Below are 20,703 nucleotides of genomic sequence, written 5' to 3' on the forward strand. Positions count from 1 at the left end.
CGGCTGCCCGAAAGGGCAAGGTGCGATCCTGCCGCCCTCCCCGGACCGACCGCCCGAGTGACTGCCCGCGCTCAGTGAGCGGGGTCCGCGCGGAGGTGGGCGGGGTCCGCGCGCAGGTGGGCGACGCCCGAACGCACCGCCCAGCCGAAGACCGCGAAGGCGACGACACCCACCACGACCGAGTCGTACGGCGCCGGCAGACGCCCCGAGCCACCGAACGTGCCGAGCCATGACAACAGGGTGAGCGCCGCCAGGTGGAACACGATCCAGGCGCCCCGCCGCAGTTCCCCGGCCGGGGAGCTGCCCGCCGTCCCGCGTCGTTGCAGCAGGAACAGCGGGACACCGACGAGGACGAGAGGCAGCGCGAGCCGCAGGTCGTCCCAGCCGGACCAGTAGATGAACTCGGTCGCCACGGCGAAACTGACCGGAGCGATCCAGCGCACCCCGGGCATGTGGCCGTCCGCCAGAGGCAGGCCGCGCTCCCGGTCGTGCGCCCGGAAGGAGGCCACGGCCACCGCCGAGGCGGCGTAGATGATCAGGTACATGTCTCCCATCACGCTCACGATGTCCTGCCAGCCGCCGAACGGCAGCATGAAGACGATGATGACCGCGAGGTTGAGGACCAGGGCGCGGCGTGCGATGCCGGAGCGGGGGTCGATGCGCATGAAGAAGCGGGGCAGCAGGCCGTTCTTCGAGAGGGCGTAGGTGTGGCGGGCGTCGATCGCGACCCCCACGTAGGCGGAGCCGCCCGGGGAGACCACCGCGTCGGCGTAGAGCAGGGTGGCGAGCCAGTGCAGATTGAGGACGAGGGCCAACTGGCCGAACGGCGAGTCGAAGTTGACGCCCTGCCAGCCGTGCGCGAGCAGCGAGTCGGGCACCGTGTAGAGGAAGGCGAGCTGGAGCCCGAGGTAGACGAGTACCGCGAGGCCGATTCCGGTGAGGACGGCTGCGGGGACGTTGCGGCGCGGGTTGCGGGCTTCTCCGGAGAAGTCCAGGGGGGCCTGGAACCCGTTCACGGAGTACACGATGCCGCCGCCGGCGAGTGCGGTGAGGCAGGCCGCGTAACCGTACGGGGCGAACCCTCCGTGGTCCGTGAGGCGGCCGGAATGGGTCCCGGACAGGAACAGGGCGACCACCGTCAGCACCGGGACGACGACCTTGAACACCGAAACGAGGTTGTTCAGACGCGCGAACATCCGCACCGCGAACCAGTTCAACGCGGTGAGCAGCACGCTCAGCGCGGTGGCGACGCCCAGGCCCGACGCGGTGAGGGAGCCGCCGCGGTAGAGGCCGGGCACGTAGTGCGCCGCGTACTGCATGATCGCGCTGATCTCGGCCGCGGTGCCGCCCACGGAGAGCATGACGGACCAGCCGACGACCGTGCCGACCAGCCGGCCGTTCGCGTACAGCGGCCAGCGGACCGTGCCGCCGCCCTCCGGCCTGGTGGCACCGAGTTCGACCATGACCAGCGCCACCAGCGCGCAGAGCAGACCGGCCGCGACCCAGGAGAGCAGCGCGGCGGGTCCTGCGGTCTGGGCGGCGTACAGGGCGGCGAAGAGCCAGCCCGAGCCGAGGATGTTGGAGAAGCCGATCGCGGTCAGACCCCAGAACCCGAGATCCTTGCGCAGCCGGTTCTCCTCGGTACGGATGTCCGGGGCATCGGCGGTCTCCGCCGGTTGTTGCTGCGCCACGTGGCAAACCTCCTCGACAATCACGGACCCAGAGGAAGTCAGAGTGTCACGGCTGCTCACACTGCTCACGCCGCTCACGGCTGCCGGAGACGGAAGGGCCGCTCGACGCGCTCCGGCGTGGGTGGCTGTGGGTTGCGGCAGCCCTTGAGTCAGGCCGGGTGGCGCCGCGCCGGGGCCTGTCTCGTGCGCTGTTGTGCGGCGCGGCGGACGAGTATCGCGTGCAGGTCCTGCGCCGCCTTGGGCGTCGAACGTGTGTGGCGTCGCTGGATGACGACGCGGAGTTCGGTGGTGTCGTCCGCCAGCGGGCGGCAGGTGATCGTGCCGCTGCGTTCCAGGGGGTCGCCGAGCACGCTGTAGTCGGGCAGCACGGTGGCGCCGAGCCCCTCGGCCACCATCAGCTTTCCCATCTCGGCGCCCTCGGTCGAGTACGAGAAGGACGGCGTGGAGCCCTGGAGGAGCCGGTGGATGTAGCGGTGCATGGTGTAGCCGGACCGCATCACGATCAGCGGCTGGGTCAGCAGGTCGGTGACGGTGACCGCGTTGAGCGCGGCGAGCGGGCTGTCCGGGCGGACACAGACGACCGGGCGCCCGCGCAGCAGTTCGGTGGTGTGCAGGCCGGGCGGAAGGTCGTCGTCCCGGAGGTAGCTGACCAGCCCGAGGTCGAACCCGCCCTCCGTGAGGCGTTGTTGGACACCGTCCTGCCGGTCCGTGACCACTTCCACCTGTGTCGAAGGATGAGCGGCACGGAACTCCCGGATGGCCGGCGCCAGCAAGGTGACCGTGGCCGCGTTGACCGTGCCGAGACGCAGCAGACGGCTGATGTGGTGCTGCTCACCGGCTGCCCGGCGCAGCCGGTCGACCGCGTCGAGCACCCCGGCTATGTGCGGTAGCAGTTCGCGACCCTCATGACTGATCTTCGCCCCGGAGTGCCTGCGTTCCAGGAGCTCCACTCCCAGCTCCCGCTCCAGATTGCGGAGCGTCTCACTCAACGCCGGCTGCGATACGTGCAGTTCATCCGCCGCACGGCGTAATGACCCCATCCTGGTGACCGCAGTCAGGTATTCCAATTGCTCCACACGCATAGTGACCACCTCCGCGCCTCATCCTAACCGGCCAATTCGCCGACTGATGAGGTGGTGAAAGGGCTGCCCTATCGCCACATCGGAAATTCCGTCTCGATTTAGGGAAGGGGCTTTCACGCCCCTGTCGCAGCCTCCGTCGCCCGCGTTCTGGCCGGTAGTACGGCTCTGGCGGAATTCCCCTGCTCGGCGCCGGATGCCGGTCACGGCCCGCGCCAGCCGTTCGCGTCCGAGCCGCCTAGCCATGCCTCGGACGTGACTGCTGCGACCCCAGTCCTGTGGCGGGGCGCGGCCGTGGCACCTCCGTTTTGGAGGGCCCGCCGGCGGGCGCCGCGCGCGCTGCCTCATCGGTGGCGGACGGCACGCGGGCATCGGGCTGCGCGAGGCGGTGGCGAGGCGCAGCGCGTCGAGGCGGCCGAGTGAGTGTGATCTGCCGGACCAGCTGCTGAAAACAGGCCAGGGAAGCAAGGCTGGGCAGGACCGCCGCGGTGATGTCGATGACGTCCTTGGGCGCCTGCGCGACGCAAAGGAGCATGGCGATGAGAGAGAAGACAATCACCACGCACCAGGAGTGGACGGCACGGCGTTGATGCAGCGCGGCTCTCAGCACGGAAAGGGACGCGACCAGCAGGGGACCGAAGATGAGGACGGGCCACCAGGTGACCGAACTCGCTGTGTGGCCTTTGGCGACGAGTCGCAACGGGTCGTAAGCCACCGCCGTGCTGAAGAAGCTCACCGCCGATGCGGTGAGAGCGACGAGCGCCGCCATGGCGTAACTCGCGGTCCGGACGGGGTGCAGACGGAACTGGACACGTACTTTGCGATGGCTCTGCGGGTTCGCTCTCAGCGGCGGCAGCTCCGCCGTGATGTCCTGCAGTGCCCGAAGCGGAGAATTGACCGCGGCGTCCACGACGGGCGCCTCTTCACCGACCGAAGGGTTCGAGGAGGTCTGGTCCGCGATCGATTCCTGGAGCAGAAATGCCAGCTCCTCGGCCGGATCCCAAGCCTGAGAAGGCGGATCAGCTAGAGCCGAGTATTGACCGGGGAGGCCACCGTACGGGTTCGGGTCCCCGTAGTCGCCTCCAGATGGCCGATCATCTGGATATTCTGGGTGATAGTAGGGCTGCTCGTTCCACATAACGGAATCAGATCACTCCGGCCTGGGAGTACTGCACCAAGAAGTCGAATCGCGCCACCGTCCGGCGAGACCTGATTCAAGTGCGTTCATGTGGTCCAAAAATTCCGACAGAAGAGATTCCGTCGAAATCATGATGGGTGGTTCGTTCTCGTTGACAGCTTCGACCATGATCGGCGAAGCCGCCGAAGCGGGAGTGCCCCCCTGGGCCTCTACTCTGGATCTTCCGCGCGCGACTGGGGTTGCCTGGTTGACACGCGCGGAGGCGATGCACCCCCGAGGTTCCTTTGCCATATTCGGGATAACGCGGGGAAGTTCCTGCGGATGCGCGGCATACGAGTGAGGGTTCCTCCGGCCAGGATTCGTTATATGCGCTTGTATGACGGCTGTCCGGACGGATGGCCCCGGGTTCCGGGCCCAGGGCCCCGCGTGGTCCGGATGAGACGGAATCCTTGACCCTCGCGCATATCGCTGGCATGCACCGTCCTGGCCGACGGCGTCCATCCCCAAAATCACTATAAACGCTATTCCGTGACACGGATTTTCCGGAGATGCCTACAGATCCGCTCCGCGCGGTGCCGCACCTCCTCCGTGCGCCCCGCTATTCGGTGTAATATTCCGCGCAAAAACGTTATTCCCTTGATTGGGCAGAGCCTTGCGCACACTCCGCTCGTTCCTCCCAATGCCCACTATGCGCAGGCCCAAACTCAAGGATGGAGATCGCTATGGCTGTAAGCTGGGCGAGACGAATCGCCGTCATCGAACCCGCCCCGAAATCCGTGCGGTACGCCAGGTACCTCGCTCCCCACTGGAAGGGGCTGACCCGCCTGGAAAGCGATAATTGTATTGGGCTCTTTCCTGCGGTGCTCCTCTTCGCCCTGGCTGCCCTGATTGTTTTCGGCGCGGGCGGCGCAGGCGTCGCATGGCTGGCCGACCAACTGACCGGACACCGCCGACTCCCGTACCTGTGGCTGGCCTTCGACGCCGTCGCCGGCACGTCACTGGCACTCTCGTACTGGCTCGTCAGCCGCCATGCGTTGCGCTTCTACGAGGTGGAGCCCTCCTCGTCGTCCACCTGGCGGCTCGTCACGATCGCCAACACGGCCTGGCGCTGCCTCCCCGCCTACCACCGCGACAGCCAGAAGCCACGACTGCGGGCCGTCAACACCGCGGCCCGCCTGCTGCTCACCGACCCGGACGACCCCCACACCCACAGCATCCTCACCGAGCACACGGACGCCCTGCGTCACCTCGCCACCACTGTGCTCCATGAGGCGCAACAGGAGCAGCCGGACAACAGCGCTCGTGCGCTCCCCTTCGCACGGTCGGGCCGATCGAAGACAGGCCAGACCGCCGCAACCGTACGTGCGCAGTAGAACCTGGCCCACACGCTTAGCGGTGACACCGCAGGCTCCGTTGCGACACCCGCAGGCTCCGCTGTGGCACCTCATGCAAGCCAGGGGTGCGGGCGGCACGGCGGGCCGACTGCCCCTCCTTTCCCGCCCTTCACGTCGGGGGGCGGGAGGCCGCAGGCGTGGCGGGATGTCACCGCTCGTACGGATTCGGGCTCCGCTTCCGTCTCGACGGAGCTGGCCCGGGAGGAGGATCCTGCTGTGAGCGTGGCGTTCGGTATAGGACAACCAGGTGATGCGGTCGGGGCGTTGCCTGGTGACACCGGCTGGGCCTCGATCTCCCAGGTGGGCCGCGAGGAGGAACGGCAGCTGCAGCATGTCCCGCTGTTGCGGCTCTGGCCACTAGCGGGCCCCTGATCGTCACGTCGCATCTGCGCCTGCGAGAGCCGGCCCGATGAGCCGAGGCCCTTACCCTGTGACGCGTGGGCTTCTGGCGGGCCGGTCAGCGCGCGTTTACGAGGATGCGGGCCTGGCCTTCGCGCCCGGCGGCCGTCACCTGCCAGCAGCCGGGGCCCGGCAGATCAAGGCCCATCGGCAGGGCTCCGGGAAGGCCCTCGGATGTCGGTGTCAGCTCTGCTCGTCCGGTGCCCGGCGTACCGTCGGTCCGCCGTACCGAGACCTTCGGCAGTGTCTTCGTGTCCACCCACAACGGGAACTTTCCCCGCAGGTGGCCGTCGTGGGTCTCCAGAAGGTCGCTCCAGTTGTCGGTCTGCGGGGCGATGAACCAGATGGTCCCCTCGCCGACCGCCTTCATGTCCTTCTCGGACAACTTGGCCGGCAGCCGGGAGGCCGGGACCACGGCGTCGTCGCACGCCCCTCCTCGTTGCTGCGACGAGGTCGGGTGGGACGACGAGGAAGCAGCCGTAGCGTCCTGCCGGTCGCTGCACGCGGCGATCGGCAGCAGGACGGCACAGCACAACAGCCCGGTGAGACATGCCCGTCGACGCTTGGCATCAAGTAGCCACATGGATACTCCCTATCATCCCCAGCGGCAGGAACATCAGGACGACGATGCCCGTGCTTTGCGTCAGGCGAGTCCGAACCAGGTGGGGCGGAAGAGAGAACTGCCCGGCACAGCAGGTGGATTCCTTGGCGCACTCGCCACGGTAGTAGCGATTGCTCGCTGAGTACGAGTGCACCTCAGTGCCCCCTTATGCTCTGGCCGGACGAGTTGATCTCTACGGGGGAGACCTGACGTGTCAGGAGTGAACCGGACGACCCGGCGTCTCACGCTGTCGGCGGCCATCGCGGCCAGTGTGCTGTGCGCCGCTCTGACAGCGTGCGGAGGCGGGGGCGGCGATGATGCCGGGCACGGCGACGGACCCACCGGTGCGACCAGCGGCCCTACGTCTGCGATACCGGACTCTGATGTGGTGCTGAGTCAGAAGGCGCAGGTCGAAAGCGCACTTCCGGACGTCGGCGCGATGGGCGGCCTGAAGGGTGTGAATGGGGGCGTCACCACCGCGGACGGGCACCTCGACTGTCCGAGTCCGCAGCAGTGCAAGGGGAAGTGGTACGGCCACGACAAGTTCGCCTTGTCCGGAGATACGCACTACGTCAACTTCGAGATCGTCACCTACACCAGCAGGCAGGACGCCAAGGCCGGGTTGAAGGCCGAGGTCGGTGACAAGCAGGCTCTCTCGAAGCCCACCCTCGGAAATGAGAGCCGGGCCTACACCAAGGAAGGCGGAGGGTTGACGGGCGAGTACATCACCATGCGCGTCGGCACGGTGGTCGCCACCACCTATGTGGAAGGCGGTGCGAGCGAACCGACGCTGACGCAGGGCGCCACGATGTTCGCCAAGCGCATCGCGCAGGTCCAGTCCGGAAAGCAGGCCACGGCCACGCTGCCCCAGTTCTGACCTGGCAACCTCCGGCCCGCCCACCGATGGGTGCCTGGACAGTTCGTGGCCACGACCGTCTCCACCGCTCGCATCGACCGGCGTCCGGTCGGACCGGACGGCCCCCGCGCCCATGCGGTAAGTCAACGGGCTCAAGGGGCGGAGGGACTTGATACGGATGCAGAGTCGCCTGGGCCTGCGGCGGCCCGGATGTGGACCGCGATCCCGTCGAGGATGGTCTCCAGGCCGAGCTGGAAGGAGTCGTCGAAGTCACCGTTGCCCAGCTCGGCGTGCCGGGCCGGCGTGGGGTAGAGCTCTTCGCGATGGTCGAGGTACTCCTGGGCCTGGCGGCGCAGTTCGCCCTCGGCGGCGGGATCGCGCTGCCGGGTGCGCCATACGTTCTCCGCACCCGTGTATCCCTGTACGTAGTAGGTGAGGGCGCCGACGGTGGTGGATCGTCCGCACACCCGAACACTGCCAAACCGTCGCCTCCCGCCATCGAAACCCCTGCATCGCACCAGGAAAGCGACCGGCAGGCAACGGCTTTTCGTCCGATGCCGAACGTCTCGCCAGCCACTCTCGGTAACGGCCAACGGTAAGTGCTCGACTGGGGCCGAGGCTCACGACAGGTGTGGAACAGCAGGTGGGGGAGGTGATTGCGCAATCAAGGTGTTCGAGTCTGCTGCTACAGCCAGTCCCGTCGCTTGAAAATGAAGTACAAGCTCACGCACACCACCGCCATCAGCAGGATCGCGAACGGATACCCGGCCGCCCACTTCAGCTCGGGCATCGTCTCGAAGTTCATGCCGTAGATCGTGCCGACGAGGGTGGGAGCGAACAGAATCGCCGCCCATGACGAGATCTTCTTGATCTCCTCGTTCTGTTCGAAACCCGCCTCCGCCAATGCCCGCATCTCCGCGTTCTGCTGTTGGGTGACCAGGGTTGCGTTCACCGTCAGGATTTCCGTCAGGGCCTGACGGAAGCCGTCGACGCGTTCGCTGGTGTGGGTGACGTGGTCGGCGACATCGCGCAGGTAGCGCTGGAGCTCCTCGTCCGTGCCGTACTTCGCGAAGCCTGCCATCAGGGCGTGCAGCATGCTGACCAGGGGGCGGGTGGCTCGTTGGAACTCGACCATTTCGCGGGAGAGTTCGTAGATGCGGCGGGAGACCTCGGGGTCGCCTCCGAAGACCTCGGTCTCGATCTCGTCGATGTCGTTCTGGACGCCGGCGACGACCGGGGCGTAGCCGTCGACGACCGCGTCGAGGATCGCGTAGAGCACCGCCTCGGGGCCCAGTCTGAGGAGGTCGGGGGAGTCCTCCATGCGGCGGCGGACCGCCGTGAGGTCGGGGGCCGCGCCGTGCCGGACCGTGATGACGAAATCGGGGCCCACGAAGATGTGCAGCTCACCGAAGTCCACCTCCTCGGGCGCGTCGAGGTAGCGCGCGGCGCGCAGGACGACGAAGAGCGTCTCGCCGTAGCGCTCCAGCTTCGGGCGCTGGTGGGCCTCCATGGCGTCCTCCACGGCCAGTTCGTGGAGGTCGAACTCGGCGGCCAGGGAGAGGAGTTCGCTCTCCGTCGGGCGTGCGAGGCCGATCCATGCCATGCCGTCCGGCTGGTCGCGCAGGTCGCGGAACGTGTCCGCCAGGGACCCGGGCGTCGCCACCCTGACGCCGTCGCGGTACAGCGCCGCCTCGACGACGCTGTCGGCGTTCGGCCGTGGGGGCGGGGTGGGTTCCGCGGGGAGCTGGGCGCCTGGGGAGGCTGGTGTGGGCTCCGCGTTCTTCGGGATCCTGGCTGGCTTGGGCGGCTTCGGGGACTTCTGGGGCTTGGGCGGTTTGGGCGGTTTGGCGGACGACGTCGCCGCGGCTCGCGTCATGCGGCGCCACGCGTTGTGCCTCGCGGTCGGTGTCGGACGGGCTCGGCGCTCCGCCATGCTGGCCGCCTCCTGTGTCCTGTGTCGAACGCTTGTCCATGTGGCCGCGGACGACCGATGCCACCTGTGGTGCGGCCGCGGTGCGGCCACGGAGCAGCCACGGAACGGTCACTACATCGACACCGAGCAGGATATGCGTCCCGGGGCACGTGGGCGTGGCGAGACGGCGCGAGCGGGCGAAGCGGACGAGGGGGGCGAGGGGGGGAGGGGGGAGAAGGGGACGCGTCGGCTCAGGGGGGGGGGTATATCGGCGCGCGTTGCGGTGCCTGCCGGGCACCTGCCCCGACCGGGTCGGGTTGGATTGGGTCGGGCCGGGCCGCGTCCGGTTGGGGCGGCGAGAATCGCGGACCGTACCTGTCCGCTACCCCCGCTAGCGTGCCATCCATGACCAAGACCACGCTCCGGGCACCGGCAAGCACCACCCCCGTACTGGGAGTACGCGCCCTCAACCGGGCCACCCTCGACCGGCAGCTCCTCCTGCGGCGGGCCCGGGGTCTGTCCGTCAAGGACGCCGTCACCCACCTCGTGGGTCTCCAAGCGCAGAACGTCAAGCCGCCGTACTACGCCCTCGCCGCGCGCCTCGCCGAGTTCGACCCCGGCGAGCTCTCCGCGCTCCTGGACTCCCGCGAGCTGGTCCGCATGGTCACACTGCGCTCCACCATTCACCTGCACACCGCCGACGATGCCCGCTCGCTGCGGCGGCTCGTGCAGGGTGCCCGCGAACGCGAGCTCTCTGCCTTCCGCAACGGGCTGACGGGAGTCGACCTGAGCGAACTCGCGGGGCTCGCCCGCGCGGCCGTCGAGGCGGAGCCCCGCACCATGAAGCAACTCCGCGAGACGCTGCTCGTCCGGTGGCCCGACGCCGATCCGCAGGCCCTCGCCGTAGCCGCCCGGTGCACGCTGCCCCTCGTGCAGGTCACCCCGCGCGGGCTCTGGCGGCGCGCTGGGCAGGTCGCCCTCACCACCCTTGAGCAGTGGCTCGGCGACGGACCGGACAGCCGGTCAGGAGCAACCCCCGGCGTCACGCTCGACGACACCGTCCTGCGCTACCTCGCCGCCTTCGGGCCCGCCTCCGTCAAGGACATGCAGACCTGGGCCCGGCTCACCCGGATGCGGGAGGTCTTCGAGCGGCTGCGGCCCCGGCTGCGTACGTACCGCGACGAGAACGGCGTCGAGCTGTTCGACCTGCCCGACGCGCCCCGCCCCGACGCGGACACCCCGGCCCCGCCCCGTTTCCTGCCCGAGTACGACAACCTCCTCCTCGCGCACGCCGACCGCACCCGCGTCGTCCCCGCCGCGTACAAGGGGCGTACGTGGAAGGGCAACGTCCCGTTCTCCGTGTTCCTCCTCGACGGGTTCCTGGCCGGGGTGTGGCGGCTGGTCGAGGAAACGAAGCGAGGGAAGGGTGCGGAAGGCGGCGCCGCCGTGCTCACCATCGAGCCGTTCGGGAAGCCGAGCCGCGCCCAGCGGGACGAGCTGACGCGGGAGGCCGAGCGGACGCTGCGGCGGATCGCCGAGACCTCGTCCTCGTACGACATCCGCTTCGGGGCCGTCATCGACGCCTGACGTCGGCGGCTGCCGGGTCCGGGTGAGCCGACGCGAATCGGGAGGAGTACCGGGCGACAGCGTGGTACTCCTCCCGTACGCCCACGAAAGGAACGCCGGTGACCCACGCAACCGATGACACCTGCGGACGCCCCGGCCCCGGTGCCGAGCCGACCACCGCCGACCGAGCCTGGCTGGCGGTGGCCTGCCGGCTCGCGACCGAGTGCCCGCCCTCGCGCACGGAGCTCTCCGGTGGCGTGGTCGTCCTCGCCGACGACGGCACCGAGCTCGCCCGTGGCCGCGCGCGCGAGCACGGACCCGACGAGCACGCAGCCGAAGCCGCCCTCGCGCGGCTCGCCCCCGACGACCCGCGACTGCCCACCGCCACGCTCTACAGCTCGGCCGGACCGTGTGCCGAGCGTGCCTCGGGGGCGCCTCCGTGTGCGGAGCTGATCCGGAAGGCCGGAATCCGTCGGGTGGTCACCGGCTGGCGGGAGCCCTACGCGGACGGGACCGCTGCGGAGCAAGCCGACGCAAAGGGGGCCGCTGCGGAGGAAGGCACTGCGGGCCAGGCCGACGCCGACGGGGCCGAGCGGCTCGAAGCCGTCGGCGTCACCGTCATCGAACTGCCCGAGTACGCCGACGCCGCCAAGGCCCCGAACCGGCACCTGTTCTGAAGCGGCGGCCTCGCAACCGGCCTCGAAACCGGGTTCACGTCCGGCCTCGCGGTCCGGCCCCGCGACCTCCCCGTACCGCCGCCCCGCCCCCGCCCCGCCCCGCCCCCGCCCTCAACCCACCCGCTCCGACAAGAACGCCTCCCACGTGCGCGTGCCCGTGACGCCCGCCGTGGCGAGGTTCTCCCCGGCGCGGTACGCGCGGCCGACCTTTCCCGGCACGCGGACCGGTACGAGGGGGCGCCGCCTGCCGGTCGACTCGACATATCCGCGAACCAGGTCGCCCAGCCCGTACACCTCCGGGCCCGAAAGGTCGGGGACCAGGCCCGCCGGGGCGCTCAGTGCCAGCTCCACCAGGCGGGCCGCCACGTCGCGGGCGTCCACCGGCTGCCAGCGCATCCCGCCCGGTGCGGGGACGACGGGCAGCTTCCCCATCTTCTGCGCCACCGTCAGGGCCAAGTCGTGGAACTGGGCCGCCCGCAGCGTCGTCCAGGGGATGCCCGACTCGGCCACGGCCCGCTCCGCGCCCAGTTTGGCGCGGAAGTAGGCCAGCGGGATGCGGTCCGCGCCGATCACCGAGATGTACACGAGGTGCCGCACACCGGCCGTGCGCGCGGCCCGCACCAGGTTTCTCGTCGCCTCGTCGTCGCCCTTGGGGCCGCCCGCGAGGTGCAGCACCGTCTCCACTCCCGCCAGCGCGGCGGCCAGGCTGGTACCGGCGCCCGTACCCGCACCCCCTCCGGAATCCGCCCGGCCCTCGCCCTGGAGCAGGTCGCCGACGTGGTACTCGATGCCGGGCTCGGCCGCACGGCTGTGCCGGGTCAGGATGCGGACCTCGTGGCCCGCCTCCCGCAGGAGCGGTACGACGTGGCCGCCGAGCGTGCCGGTGCCGCCGGTGACCAGGATGGGGGCTGATGTCTTCAACGTTCTCTCCCGACGTTCGACCACAGGTCCGCCCGGCTTCGCTTCTCGCGCCGCCGAGCGGGTTTTCGTCGGCCGAAGGCGCTCCCCCTGCGGGCGGTGCGCGCTGTCGGCCCACTGCGATGACGCGCGGCCCCGCCGAAGTGTGACAGGGGCGGGCGGCCGGGGTCAGGCGGGCGAGTCGTCGAAACGATTTCTCGCTCACCTGTCACATCTCCGCGGCGGGCTCCGTCAGGGAAGTGACGCCGACGCCGGAGCGGCGACGGCGTCGGAATGACGACAGAGGCAAGACTTCGAGGAGTTGTTGACCATGAACGCACGTTCTCTCACCGCAGAGGTTCCGATGGTTCCGCGGATGTCCGAGGACCCCGCCCAGCTCGTTCCCGAGCTGGCCGATGTGTCGGCGGCGTTGTTCCGGGTCACCGGCAACGGTTCGGTGCCGCGTTCCACGATCAGTCTGGTGCAGCTGCGTGCGGGCCAGATCGTCGGCAGCACCTATCTGACCGTTCTGCACACCGGGTTCCTGCGCAAGGGCGGGGAGTCGGAGGAGCGGATCACGTCGGTGGTGTCGTGGCAGGACTCGCCGTACTTCACCGGTGCCGAGCGGGCCGCGCTGGCCCTCGTGGACGCGGTTCTCCAGCCGTCCGCGGACGGTGAGCGGGTCTCCGACGCGCTGTACGCCGAGGTCGCGGAGCACTATGACGAAAAGGCGCTGGCCACCCTGATGTTCGCGATCGGCCAGGTCAACTTCTTCATCGCCGTGGCACTCGTCGCCAAGCCGGTGCCGGGCCGCTCCTTCAGCGACCCCTGGAAGTGACACCGGCTCTCGGGACGGTTCGCTGCAGGACAGGCTCGCCACGATCGGGGCGGGCGTCGTGCGGCAGTGGACGGTCGTGTACGCCCGACACCGGCGCTGATCACAGGGAGTTCAGCCATGCCCATCGTCACCGTCCGATTCACGAGACGCCCACGGGCAGCTGGGGCGTGGCGGGCAAACTGACCGCCGACAAGTAGACAGGTCCACGCGGCTCCCACGGGGGTGGGGCCATGGGGGCCGCGCACACCCGTCACACCTGCCACACCTGCCACACCTGCCACACCGTCACATTCAGCACACCCGACGCGCCGGGCGGGGCTACAGCGCCCGAGACCCACCCCTGCACTGCTCACGGCAACCGCCTACCGCAACCGCCTACGGCAGCAGCCCCGCCCGCCGCGCTGCCACCACCGCCTCCAGGCGCGTGTGCGCGCCCAGTTTCCGCATCGCCGAGCGCAGATAGCCCTTCACCGTCTCCGGGCGCAGCCCGAGCCGTTCGGCCGCCGCCGCGTTCGTCACGCCCGCGGCCACGCAGGACAGGACGTCCACCTCGCGCGGCGCGAGCGACACGGGGCGGCCCCGGCCGCGGTCAGGGACCGTCGCCGCCGATTCCAGCCGGCCGCACACCGAGAGGAGCTCGGCCCGCAGCACCGGGTCGACGATGCGCGGGGCCAGGGCACGCAGCGCGCCGTGCGCCTCGCGGACCTGCTCCCACGCCCCCGGCCCCGCCACCGGCTCCCTGGCCGCCGCGAGGAGCGAGCGCACTTCGTCGCGTACGACGAGAGCCTGCTCCACGTCCCTGGCCGCCGACACCGCGGCCGACAGCGTCCGGTCGCCGAGCGGCTGGGCCGCGCGCAGCGCACCGTAGAGCACTCCGCGCACCTGGCGCCGCACCACCACGGGCACCGCGAGCACCGACCTGAGCCCCTCGGCGGCGACCGCCGCGTCGTACTCGTGGCTGATGTGCCGCGACACCTGGTAGTCGGTGACCGCGCAGGGCCGTGACAGGGCGACCGCCTTGCCGCCGAGGCCGTTGCCCGAGGAGATGGCGAGGCCGTTCAGGGCGCGCGTCCCCGTGCCGCTCAGCTCGCCGATCCGCACCTGGCGCGCCCCTTCGAGGAGGCCGCCGAACGCCACCGGCAGCCCCGTGCCGCGCCGCAGCCGCAGCAGAGCGGCCCGCATCTCCACCGCCTCGCCGCCGTCAGCCGCCACGCGTTCGCCCCTTCACCTCGCGACACCCCCGTCCGGGGGTAGTGAGACCCGCATCACGAATTACACGATGTTACGTAGCGTCCGGCAATGAGTACGGCGGCAGGAATGGCCGGAGCGGCCGACGCGGGACCGCGTAATCGAGTAGGGGTGCACATGACGATGACCGGGGCGAGCGCCACGGAGCAGTTCCGTACCGCACGGGACTTCCTCCTGCGGCATAGAGAGGACTACGCGACCGCGTACGAAGGCTTCGCCTGGCCGCGGCCCGAGCGGTTCAACTGGGCGCTCGACTGGTTCGACGTCATCGCCGACGGCAACGCACGGACCGCGCTGCACATCGTGGAGGAGGACGGCCGGGAGGGCCGGTTCTCCTTCGCCCGGCTCTCCGCCCGCTCGAACCGGGTCGCCAACTGGCTGCGCGGGCACGGCGTCCGCGCCGGTGACCGCGTCGTCGTCATGCTCGGCAACCAGGTCGAGCTGTGGGAGATCGCGCTCGCCGCGATGAAGCTGCGCGCCGTCGTCATCCCGGCGACGCCGCTGCTCGGCCCCGCCGACCTGCGGGACCGCATCGAGCGGGGCCGCGCCCGGCATGTGGTCGTGCGCCCCGAGGACACCGCGAAGTTCGACGACGTACCCGGCGACTACACGCGGATCGTCGTGGGCGGGGAGCAGGGGGAGGGCCTGGCCCCCTCCGGCGCGGGCTGGCTCTCGTACGCCGGTGCCGACGACGCCCCCGACGTCTTCGAGCCCGACCGGATCACCCTCGCCGACGACCCGCTGATGCTCTACTTCACCTCGGGCACCACCGCACGCCCGAAGCTCGTCGAGCACACCCATGTCTCCTATCCCGTCGGCCACTTGGCGACGATGTACTGGATCGGCCTCAAGCCCGGCGACGTCCATCTGAACATCTCCTCGCCGGGATGGGCCAAGCACGCCTGGTCCAACCTCTTCGCGCCGTGGAACGCCGAGGCCACCGTCTTCATCCACAACTACGCCCGCTTCGACGCCGGGCGGCTGATGGCGGAGATGGACCGGGCGGGCGTCACCTCCTTCTGCGCGCCGCCCACCGTGTGGCGCATGCTCATCCAGGCCGACCTGACCCAGCTGCGCACCCCGCCGCGCGAGGTCGTCGCCGCGGGGGAGCCGCTCAACCCCGAGGTCATCGAGCAGGTGCGGCGCGACTGGGGCGTCACCATCCGCGACGGCTTCGGGCAGACCGAGACGGCCGTGCAGGTCGCCAACCCGCCGGGCCAGCAGCTGAAGCCGGGCTCCATGGGTCGTCCGACCCCCGGCTTCACCGTCGTACTCCTGGACCCGGTGACCGGTGAGCCGGGCGCGGCCGAGGGGGAGATCGCCCTCGACCTGGGAACCGATCCCGTCGGCCTGATGGCCGGCTACCACGGCGATCCCGAGCGCACCGCGGAGGCGATGGCGGGCGGCTACTACCGCACCGGCGACATCGGCTCGCGCGACGCCGACGGCTACATCACCTACGTCGGACGGTCCGACGACGTCTTCAAGGCGTCCGACTACAAGATCTCCCCGTTCGAGCTGGAGAGCGCGCTCCTGGAGCACGAGGCGGTGGCCGAGGCGGCCGTCGTGCCCGCGCCCGACCCGGTGCGGCTCGCCGTCCCCAAGGCGTACGTCGTGCTCGCCGAGGGCTTCGAACCGGGCCCGGACACCGCGAAGTCGCTCTTCGAGCACTCCCGCGCGGTGCTCGCCCCGTACAAGCGGCTGCGCCGTCTGGAGTTCGGCGCGCTGCCCAAGACCGTGTCCGGCAAGATCCGCCGCGTGGAGCTGCGCGAGGCGACCGCGGCGGGCTCCGACGCGGAGTACCGCGAGGAGGACTTCCGGTGACAGAGCTCTCGTACGCGCACGGGACCAGCGGGACCCCGCTCCTCGGCGACACCATCGGGCAGAACCTGGACCGGGCCGTCGAGGCCTGGCCGGAGCGGGACGCGCTCGTCGACGTCGCCGCGGGCACGCGCTGGACGTACGCCGAATTCGGCGCCGCGGTCGCGCAGTTGGCGCGCGGGTTCCTCGGGGTGGGCGTGGCCAAGGGGGACCGCGTCGGGATCTGGGCGGTGAACTGCGCGGAGTGGGTGCTCGTGCAGTACGCCACCGCGCGCATCGGCGCCATCATGGTGAACATCAACCCGGCCTACAGAACTCATGAGTTGGAGTTCGTCCTCAACCAGGCGGGCGTCTGCGTCCTCATCGCCTCGCAGGCCCACAAGAGCAGTGACTACCGCGCGCTGGTCGACGAGGTGCGGCCCCGCTGTACCGGGCTGCGCGCCGTCCACTACATCGGGGACGGCTCGTGGGACGCGCTCCTGGCCGCCGCCGATGCGGTCGGCCCCGGCGAACTCGCTGCCCGGGAGGCGCTGTTGAGCTGCGACGACCCGGTGAACATCCAGTACACCTCGGGCACCACGGGCTTCCCCAAGGGCGCCACCCTCTCCCACCACAACATCCTCAACAACGGCTACTGGGTGGGCCGTACGGTCGGCTACACCGAGCAGGACCGGATCTGTCTGCCCGTGCCCTTTTACCACTGCTTCGGCATGGTGATGGGCAACCTCGGCGCCACCACGCACGGCGCGTGCATCGTCATCCCCGCGCCGTCCTTCGACCCCGTCGCCACGTTGCACGCCGTCGAACGGGAGCGCTGCACCTCGCTGTACGGCGTACCGACGATGTTCATCGCGGAGCTGAACCTCGCCGACTTCGCGACGTACGACCTGAGTTCGCTGCGCACCGGCATCATGGCGGGCTCGCCCTGCCCTGTCGAGGTGATGAAGCGAGTGGTCGCCGAGATGCACATGGAGGAGGTGTCCATCTGCTACGGCATGACCGAGACCTCGCCCGTCTCCACCCAGACGCGCCGCACCGATGACCTGGAGCGCCGCACGGGCACGGTCGGCCGCGTCCTGCCGCACATCGAGGTGAAGGTCGTCGACCCGGCGACCGGGGTGACGCTGCCGCGCGGTGCGTCCGGCGAGCTGTGCACCCGCGGCTACAGCGTGATGGTCGGCTACTGGGACGAGCCCGAACGGACCCGCGAGGTCATCGACGCCGGGCGCTGGATGCACACAGGGGACCTCGCGGTGATACGGGAGGACGGCTACGTCCAGGTCGTCGGCCGCATCAAGGACATGATCATCAGGGGCGGCGAGAACATCTACCCCCGGGAGATCGAGGAGTTCCTGTACGGCCACCCGAAGATCGCCGACGTCCAGGTGGTGGGTGTCCCGCACGAGCGGTACGGAGAGGTGCCGCTCGCCTGCGTGATCCTGCGGGACCCCGGCGAGGGGCTGACGCTCGAAGAGCTCCAGGCCTATTGCGAGGGGCAGTTGGCCCATTACAAGGTCCCGGCCGGGCTGCGACTCCTGGATTCCTTCCCGATGACGGTCTCCGGAAAGGTGCGCAAGATCGAGCTCAGGGAGCGGTACGGGGAGTGAGGTCCTGTCTTTGAACCCCAACCGTCCCCGTGAGGTCGCGGCGCATGCAGAGGCGGGGCCACCGGTCGAGGCCGAGCTCCGCCTCGTGCGCGCGGACCGTGCGCAGGGCAGGGGAGAGATCGGCGTCCGCGAGCGGGGTGAAGCCGATGCGGGCGTAGTACGGGGCGTTCCACGGGACGTCGGCGAAAGTGGTCAGCGTCAGCGCGGTCGCGCCCCGCGCGCGGGCCTGCCGGGCGGCGTGCTCGATGAGGGCGCGGCCGACGCCGCGGCGGGCGGCGCGGGGGTGTACGGAGACCTGCTCGATGTGGAAGGCGGTGGGGCCGGTACGGGTACGGGTGGTACCGGGGTCGGTACCACCCGTACCGGTACCGGCGTCGGTGCCTGCCGCCGCGGTGGTGTCTTCGAGCGGCTCACCGATCAGGTACGCGACCGGGGAGTCGTCCGCGATTCCCGCGTCAGCCGCGTCCCCCGCCTCTTCCGCGTCGACGGCGACCCACGCTCCGCCCGCGCGGCGGAAGCGGTCCAACTCCTCGACGGTGGGCGGCTCGTCGTCCGCGATCGCCGCCATGCCGAGGGCGCGGAAGGGTTCACCCGCGGCCCGCTCGATGTCCTGGAGCGCGGGCAGGTCGGCTGCGGTGACGGGGCGGATGCGCATGGGGCGAGTATGCCGTGGCCAAAACCGGTTGTGCGGCCGGGGGCCGACCGGCGATCGTGGGCCGGTCCGTCAGCCGATCCCGTGAGGTGAGTGTGCAGTTGCCGAAGACCGGCGAGCCCGAGAGATCGGGTACGGGTACTACGGGCACGGGCACGGGCACGGGTACGGGGACAGAGGCGGGGGCGACGGGGGCGAAGGTCCGCCCGCCCGGTCTCAGCCGCGGCATGGTGCTGCTCCTCGCCGTCACCTGTGGCGTCGCCGTCGGCAACGTCTACTTCCCGCAGGCCGCCAGCCCCTTGGTCGCCGACGGTCTGCACGTCTCGGCCGACACGGCGGCGCTCGTCGTGACGGCCACCCAGTTCGGCTACGCGGGTGGCATCTTCCTGCTCGTGCCGCTCGGTGACCGCATCCCGTACCGGACGCTCATCGTCACGCTTCTCGCGCTCACCGGGCTCGGCCTGCTCGGCGCCGGTGCCGCGCCGGGGCTCCCGCCGCTGCTCGTCGCGAGCGTCCTCGTCGGTGTCACCACCGTCGTCGCCCAGGTCATCGCGCCCACCGCGGCAGGCCTCGTCCCCGAGGAACGCCGCGGCGCCGTCGCGGGCACCCTGCTGAGCGGTTCGATCGGCGGCATGCTGCTCTCGCGCGTCTTCGGCGGCGCGGTGGGGGAGTGGCTGGGCTGGCGGGCCCCGTACCTGATGACGTCGGCCGTCACCCTGATCATCGCGTGCGTCCTCGTCCGCGCGCTGCCGAGGTCGACCGCGCCGTCCCGGCAGAGCTACCCCGCACTCCTCGCCGAGTCCCTCCGCCTGCTGCGCACCGAACCGGACCTGCGCCGCTCCGGCTTCTACCAGGCGATGATCTTCGGCGGGTTCTCCGCGCTGTGGACCGGCGTCGCGCTGCTCCTTACCGGTCCCGAGTACGGGATGGGCGCGTCGGCGGTCGGCGTGCTGGCCCTGGTCAACGCGGCGACCATGATCTGTACGCCGGTGGCGGGGCGGCAGGTGGACCGGCGGGGGTCCGACGCGGTCAATCTGGTCTGCATGGTCGCCGTCCTGGTGGCGTCCGCCGTCCTCTTCGCCGGCGGGCTCGGCGGAGCGGTGGGGCTCGCGGCGCTCGCGGTGGGATCGCTGCTGCTCGACGTGGCGATGCAGTCCGGCACGGTCGCCAACCAGGTACGGATCTTCGGCCTCAGCGACGAGGCGCGCGCCCGGCTCAACACGGCCTACATGACCTGCGCCTACCTGGGCGGAAGCGTCGGCTCCTGGCTCTCGGTACGGGCGTACGGCGCCTTCGGCTGGCCGGGGGTGTGCGGGCTCGTCGCACTGATGACCGCGCTGGCGCTCGCCCGGCACCTGGCGCATCTGCGGGGCGCGGGCCGGGCTCCCCGCACGCCCCGGGCCCCGCTCACGCCCCGGAGGCGAACAGCTCGTCCGCGGGGGCGTTGACCGGCTGGGGCGTGCCGGTCGCGTCCAGGGTGAACAGGGGTACGCCGAGCGCTTCCGCGCGGATGCGGGCCCCGGCCGTGTACCCGGACAGGGAGAAGCAGACGCAGGTGACGGGGGTGTCGTCGGCCTCGGTCATGGCGGTCAGCCACAGGCACTCGATGTCCCGCAGGGTGGTGGGCCGCGAGGCGGGGTCGACCTGCGCCAGCAGTCCGCGCGCGGCGATCCGGGCCCCCGAGGGCGGGCGCCGGGCGGCGCTGCGCGTGTTCAGGTAGCCGAGCCACCGCAGGTACAGGGCGGCCACGGTCACGGCGTCGCGGCCGTCGCGGATCGCCATGGGGCGGAAGGTGGGCCGCGGGCGCGGGGCGGTGCGGGGGAGCGGGATGTGCGAGGGGAGGGTGGGGCCCTCCTCGACGGGTCCCGCTCCGTCGAGCCCGCCCGTTCCGTCGAGCCCGCCCGTTCCGTCCACCCCCTCCCCGCCGAGTACCACGGCCACCCGCAGCACCGCTCCGCAGGCGCAGTCCAGCTCCGGCCGGGGCCACTCGCTCCGGCGGCCGCAGGCCCCGCACCGCACCGCCACCCACTCCTCCGCCCACGTGCGGTCGGTGACCGGCTCCGCCGTCGCGCCGCGCGCCACGGGAGGCGTCACGAGGGCGCCGCACGCGCAGGGGTAGGCCGGGGGCGCGTACAGCTGCTCGCGCCGGCAGCCGGGGCACCGTATCGGCACGCCACTGTCCGTCACCGTCATCACCACCGCCTGCCGTAGCCGACCCGCCGTGTCCCGCCGCCCTCATCCTCCACCCAAGCGGTGGCGGCCCGCCGCAAGTTGGGGCAACGGGTGAAGCGACGGGCGCCGTAGGGGCGTAGCGACGGGCGAATCAC

Annotated in this window: 18 protein-coding genes; 8 read left to right on the plus strand and 10 right to left on the minus strand. The window is 70.7% G+C overall.

Annotated features, from left to right (window positions below; all coding sequences use genetic code 11):
- Nucleotides 1-71: 71 nt before the first annotated feature.
- The 3 genes from AC07DI_RS16175 to AC07DI_RS16185 all read right to left on the minus strand — a co-directional run bounded on the left by AC07DI_RS16175 (nucleotide 72) and on the right by AC07DI_RS16185 (nucleotide 3,908).
- Nucleotides 72-1,628 (minus strand): APC family permease, encoded by a 1,557-nt coding sequence (locus AC07DI_RS16175; RefSeq protein WP_478905094.1) that lies wholly within the window; start codon nucleotides 1,626-1,628, stop codon nucleotides 72-74.
- 212 nt (nucleotides 1,629-1,840) lie between these two features.
- Nucleotides 1,841-2,773 (minus strand): LysR family transcriptional regulator, encoded by a 933-nt coding sequence (locus tag AC07DI_RS16180; RefSeq protein ID WP_478904931.1) that lies wholly within the window; start codon nucleotides 2,771-2,773, stop codon nucleotides 1,841-1,843.
- Nucleotides 2,774-3,008: 235 nt separating this feature from the next.
- Nucleotides 3,009-3,908 (minus strand): hypothetical protein, encoded by a 900-nt coding sequence (locus AC07DI_RS16185; protein WP_478904932.1) that lies wholly within the window; start codon nucleotides 3,906-3,908, stop codon nucleotides 3,009-3,011.
- A gap of 722 nt (nucleotides 3,909-4,630) precedes the next feature.
- Here AC07DI_RS16185 and AC07DI_RS16190 point away from each other — a divergent pair.
- Entirely contained in the window at nucleotides 4,631-5,281 is a 651-nt protein-coding gene (locus AC07DI_RS16190; RefSeq protein WP_478904933.1) for a hypothetical protein, read from the plus strand.
- 478 nt (nucleotides 5,282-5,759) lie between these two features.
- On the opposite strand, the gene AC07DI_RS16195 is transcribed toward AC07DI_RS16190, so the two are convergent.
- Complete coding sequence (locus AC07DI_RS16195) at nucleotides 5,760-6,284, minus strand: hypothetical protein (RefSeq protein ID WP_478904934.1); 525 nt, start codon at nucleotides 6,282-6,284, stop codon at nucleotides 5,760-5,762.
- Between the two features lie 406 nt (nucleotides 6,285-6,690).
- Between AC07DI_RS16195 and AC07DI_RS16200 the strand changes: the two genes are divergently transcribed.
- On the plus strand, nucleotides 6,691-7,179 hold the full coding sequence (locus tag AC07DI_RS16200) for a hypothetical protein (protein ID WP_384248322.1): 489 nt from the start codon (nucleotides 6,691-6,693) through the stop codon (nucleotides 7,177-7,179).
- A 131-nt stretch (nucleotides 7,180-7,310) separates the two neighbouring features.
- Here the strand turns inward: AC07DI_RS16200 and AC07DI_RS16205 are convergent, their stop codons facing one another.
- Nucleotides 7,311-7,625 (minus strand): TetR/AcrR family transcriptional regulator C-terminal domain-containing protein, encoded by a 315-nt coding sequence (locus AC07DI_RS16205; RefSeq protein WP_478904935.1) that lies wholly within the window; start codon nucleotides 7,623-7,625, stop codon nucleotides 7,311-7,313.
- Nucleotides 7,626-7,843: 218 nt separating this feature from the next.
- The gene (locus AC07DI_RS16210) at nucleotides 7,844-9,091 is read right to left on the minus strand and encodes a magnesium and cobalt transport protein CorA (RefSeq protein WP_478904936.1); all 1,248 of its coding nucleotides are present in this window, start codon (nucleotides 9,089-9,091) and stop codon (nucleotides 7,844-7,846) included.
- Between the two features lie 384 nt (nucleotides 9,092-9,475).
- Here AC07DI_RS16210 and AC07DI_RS16215 point away from each other — a divergent pair, with 384 nt between their 5' ends.
- Both AC07DI_RS16215 and AC07DI_RS16220 read left to right on the plus strand, forming a co-directional pair.
- Complete coding sequence (locus AC07DI_RS16215; protein WP_478904937.1) at nucleotides 9,476-10,657, plus strand: winged helix DNA-binding domain-containing protein; 1,182 nt, start codon at nucleotides 9,476-9,478, stop codon at nucleotides 10,655-10,657.
- Nucleotides 10,658-10,755: 98 nt separating this feature from the next.
- Nucleotides 10,756-11,313 carry a cytidine/deoxycytidylate deaminase family protein gene (locus AC07DI_RS16220; protein ID WP_478904938.1) on the plus strand — a complete coding sequence of 186 codons (558 nt, stop codon included), beginning with the start codon at nucleotides 10,756-10,758 and terminating at the stop codon, nucleotides 11,311-11,313.
- A 111-nt stretch (nucleotides 11,314-11,424) separates the two neighbouring features.
- Here the strand turns inward: AC07DI_RS16220 and AC07DI_RS16225 are convergent, their stop codons facing one another.
- Nucleotides 11,425-12,234: an SDR family oxidoreductase gene (locus AC07DI_RS16225; protein WP_478904939.1), complete on the minus strand. Its 810-nt coding sequence runs from the start codon at nucleotides 12,232-12,234 to the stop codon at nucleotides 11,425-11,427.
- A gap of 307 nt (nucleotides 12,235-12,541) precedes the next feature.
- Here AC07DI_RS16225 and AC07DI_RS16230 point away from each other — a divergent pair, with 307 nt between their 5' ends.
- Nucleotides 12,542-13,048, plus strand: a complete 507-nt coding sequence (locus AC07DI_RS16230; RefSeq protein WP_384248312.1) for a carboxymuconolactone decarboxylase family protein — start codon at nucleotides 12,542-12,544, stop codon at nucleotides 13,046-13,048.
- Between the two features lie 375 nt (nucleotides 13,049-13,423).
- Here AC07DI_RS16230 and AC07DI_RS16235 read toward each other — a convergent pair whose 3' ends face one another.
- Entirely contained in the window at nucleotides 13,424-14,230 is an 807-nt protein-coding gene (locus AC07DI_RS16235; RefSeq protein WP_478905095.1) for a response regulator transcription factor, read from the minus strand.
- A gap of 189 nt (nucleotides 14,231-14,419) precedes the next feature.
- On the opposite strand from AC07DI_RS16235, the gene AC07DI_RS16240 reads away from it, so the two are divergent.
- Both AC07DI_RS16240 and AC07DI_RS16245 read left to right on the plus strand, forming a co-directional pair.
- Nucleotides 14,420-16,120, plus strand: a complete 1,701-nt coding sequence (locus AC07DI_RS16240) for an AMP-binding protein (protein WP_478905096.1) — start codon at nucleotides 14,420-14,422, stop codon at nucleotides 16,118-16,120.
- Complete coding sequence (locus tag AC07DI_RS16245; protein WP_478904940.1) at nucleotides 16,117-17,724, plus strand: AMP-binding protein; 1,608 nt, start codon at nucleotides 16,117-16,119, stop codon at nucleotides 17,722-17,724. Before AC07DI_RS16240 ends, AC07DI_RS16245 begins: the two co-directional genes overlap by 4 nt.
- On the opposite strand, the gene AC07DI_RS16250 is transcribed toward AC07DI_RS16245, so the two are convergent.
- The gene (locus tag AC07DI_RS16250) at nucleotides 17,702-18,379 is read right to left on the minus strand and encodes a GNAT family N-acetyltransferase (protein ID WP_478904941.1); all 678 of its coding nucleotides are present in this window, start codon (nucleotides 18,377-18,379) and stop codon (nucleotides 17,702-17,704) included. The genes AC07DI_RS16245 and AC07DI_RS16250 overlap by 23 nt on opposite strands.
- Nucleotides 18,380-18,471: 92 nt before the next feature.
- Between AC07DI_RS16250 and AC07DI_RS16255 the strand changes: the two genes are divergently transcribed.
- Nucleotides 18,472-19,824 carry an MFS transporter gene (locus tag AC07DI_RS16255; protein WP_478904942.1) on the plus strand — a complete coding sequence of 451 codons (1,353 nt, stop codon included), beginning with the start codon at nucleotides 18,472-18,474 and terminating at the stop codon, nucleotides 19,822-19,824.
- Here the strand turns inward: AC07DI_RS16255 and AC07DI_RS16260 are convergent.
- A complete protein-coding gene (locus AC07DI_RS16260) occupies nucleotides 19,784-20,569 on the minus strand; it encodes a hypothetical protein (protein WP_478904943.1) in 786 nt (261 codons plus the stop codon). The two genes, AC07DI_RS16255 and AC07DI_RS16260, sit on opposite strands and share 41 nt — an antisense overlap.
- Nucleotides 20,570-20,703: the final 134 nt, after the last annotated feature.

This window comes from Streptomyces sp. NPDC044106 (assembly GCF_056433985.1).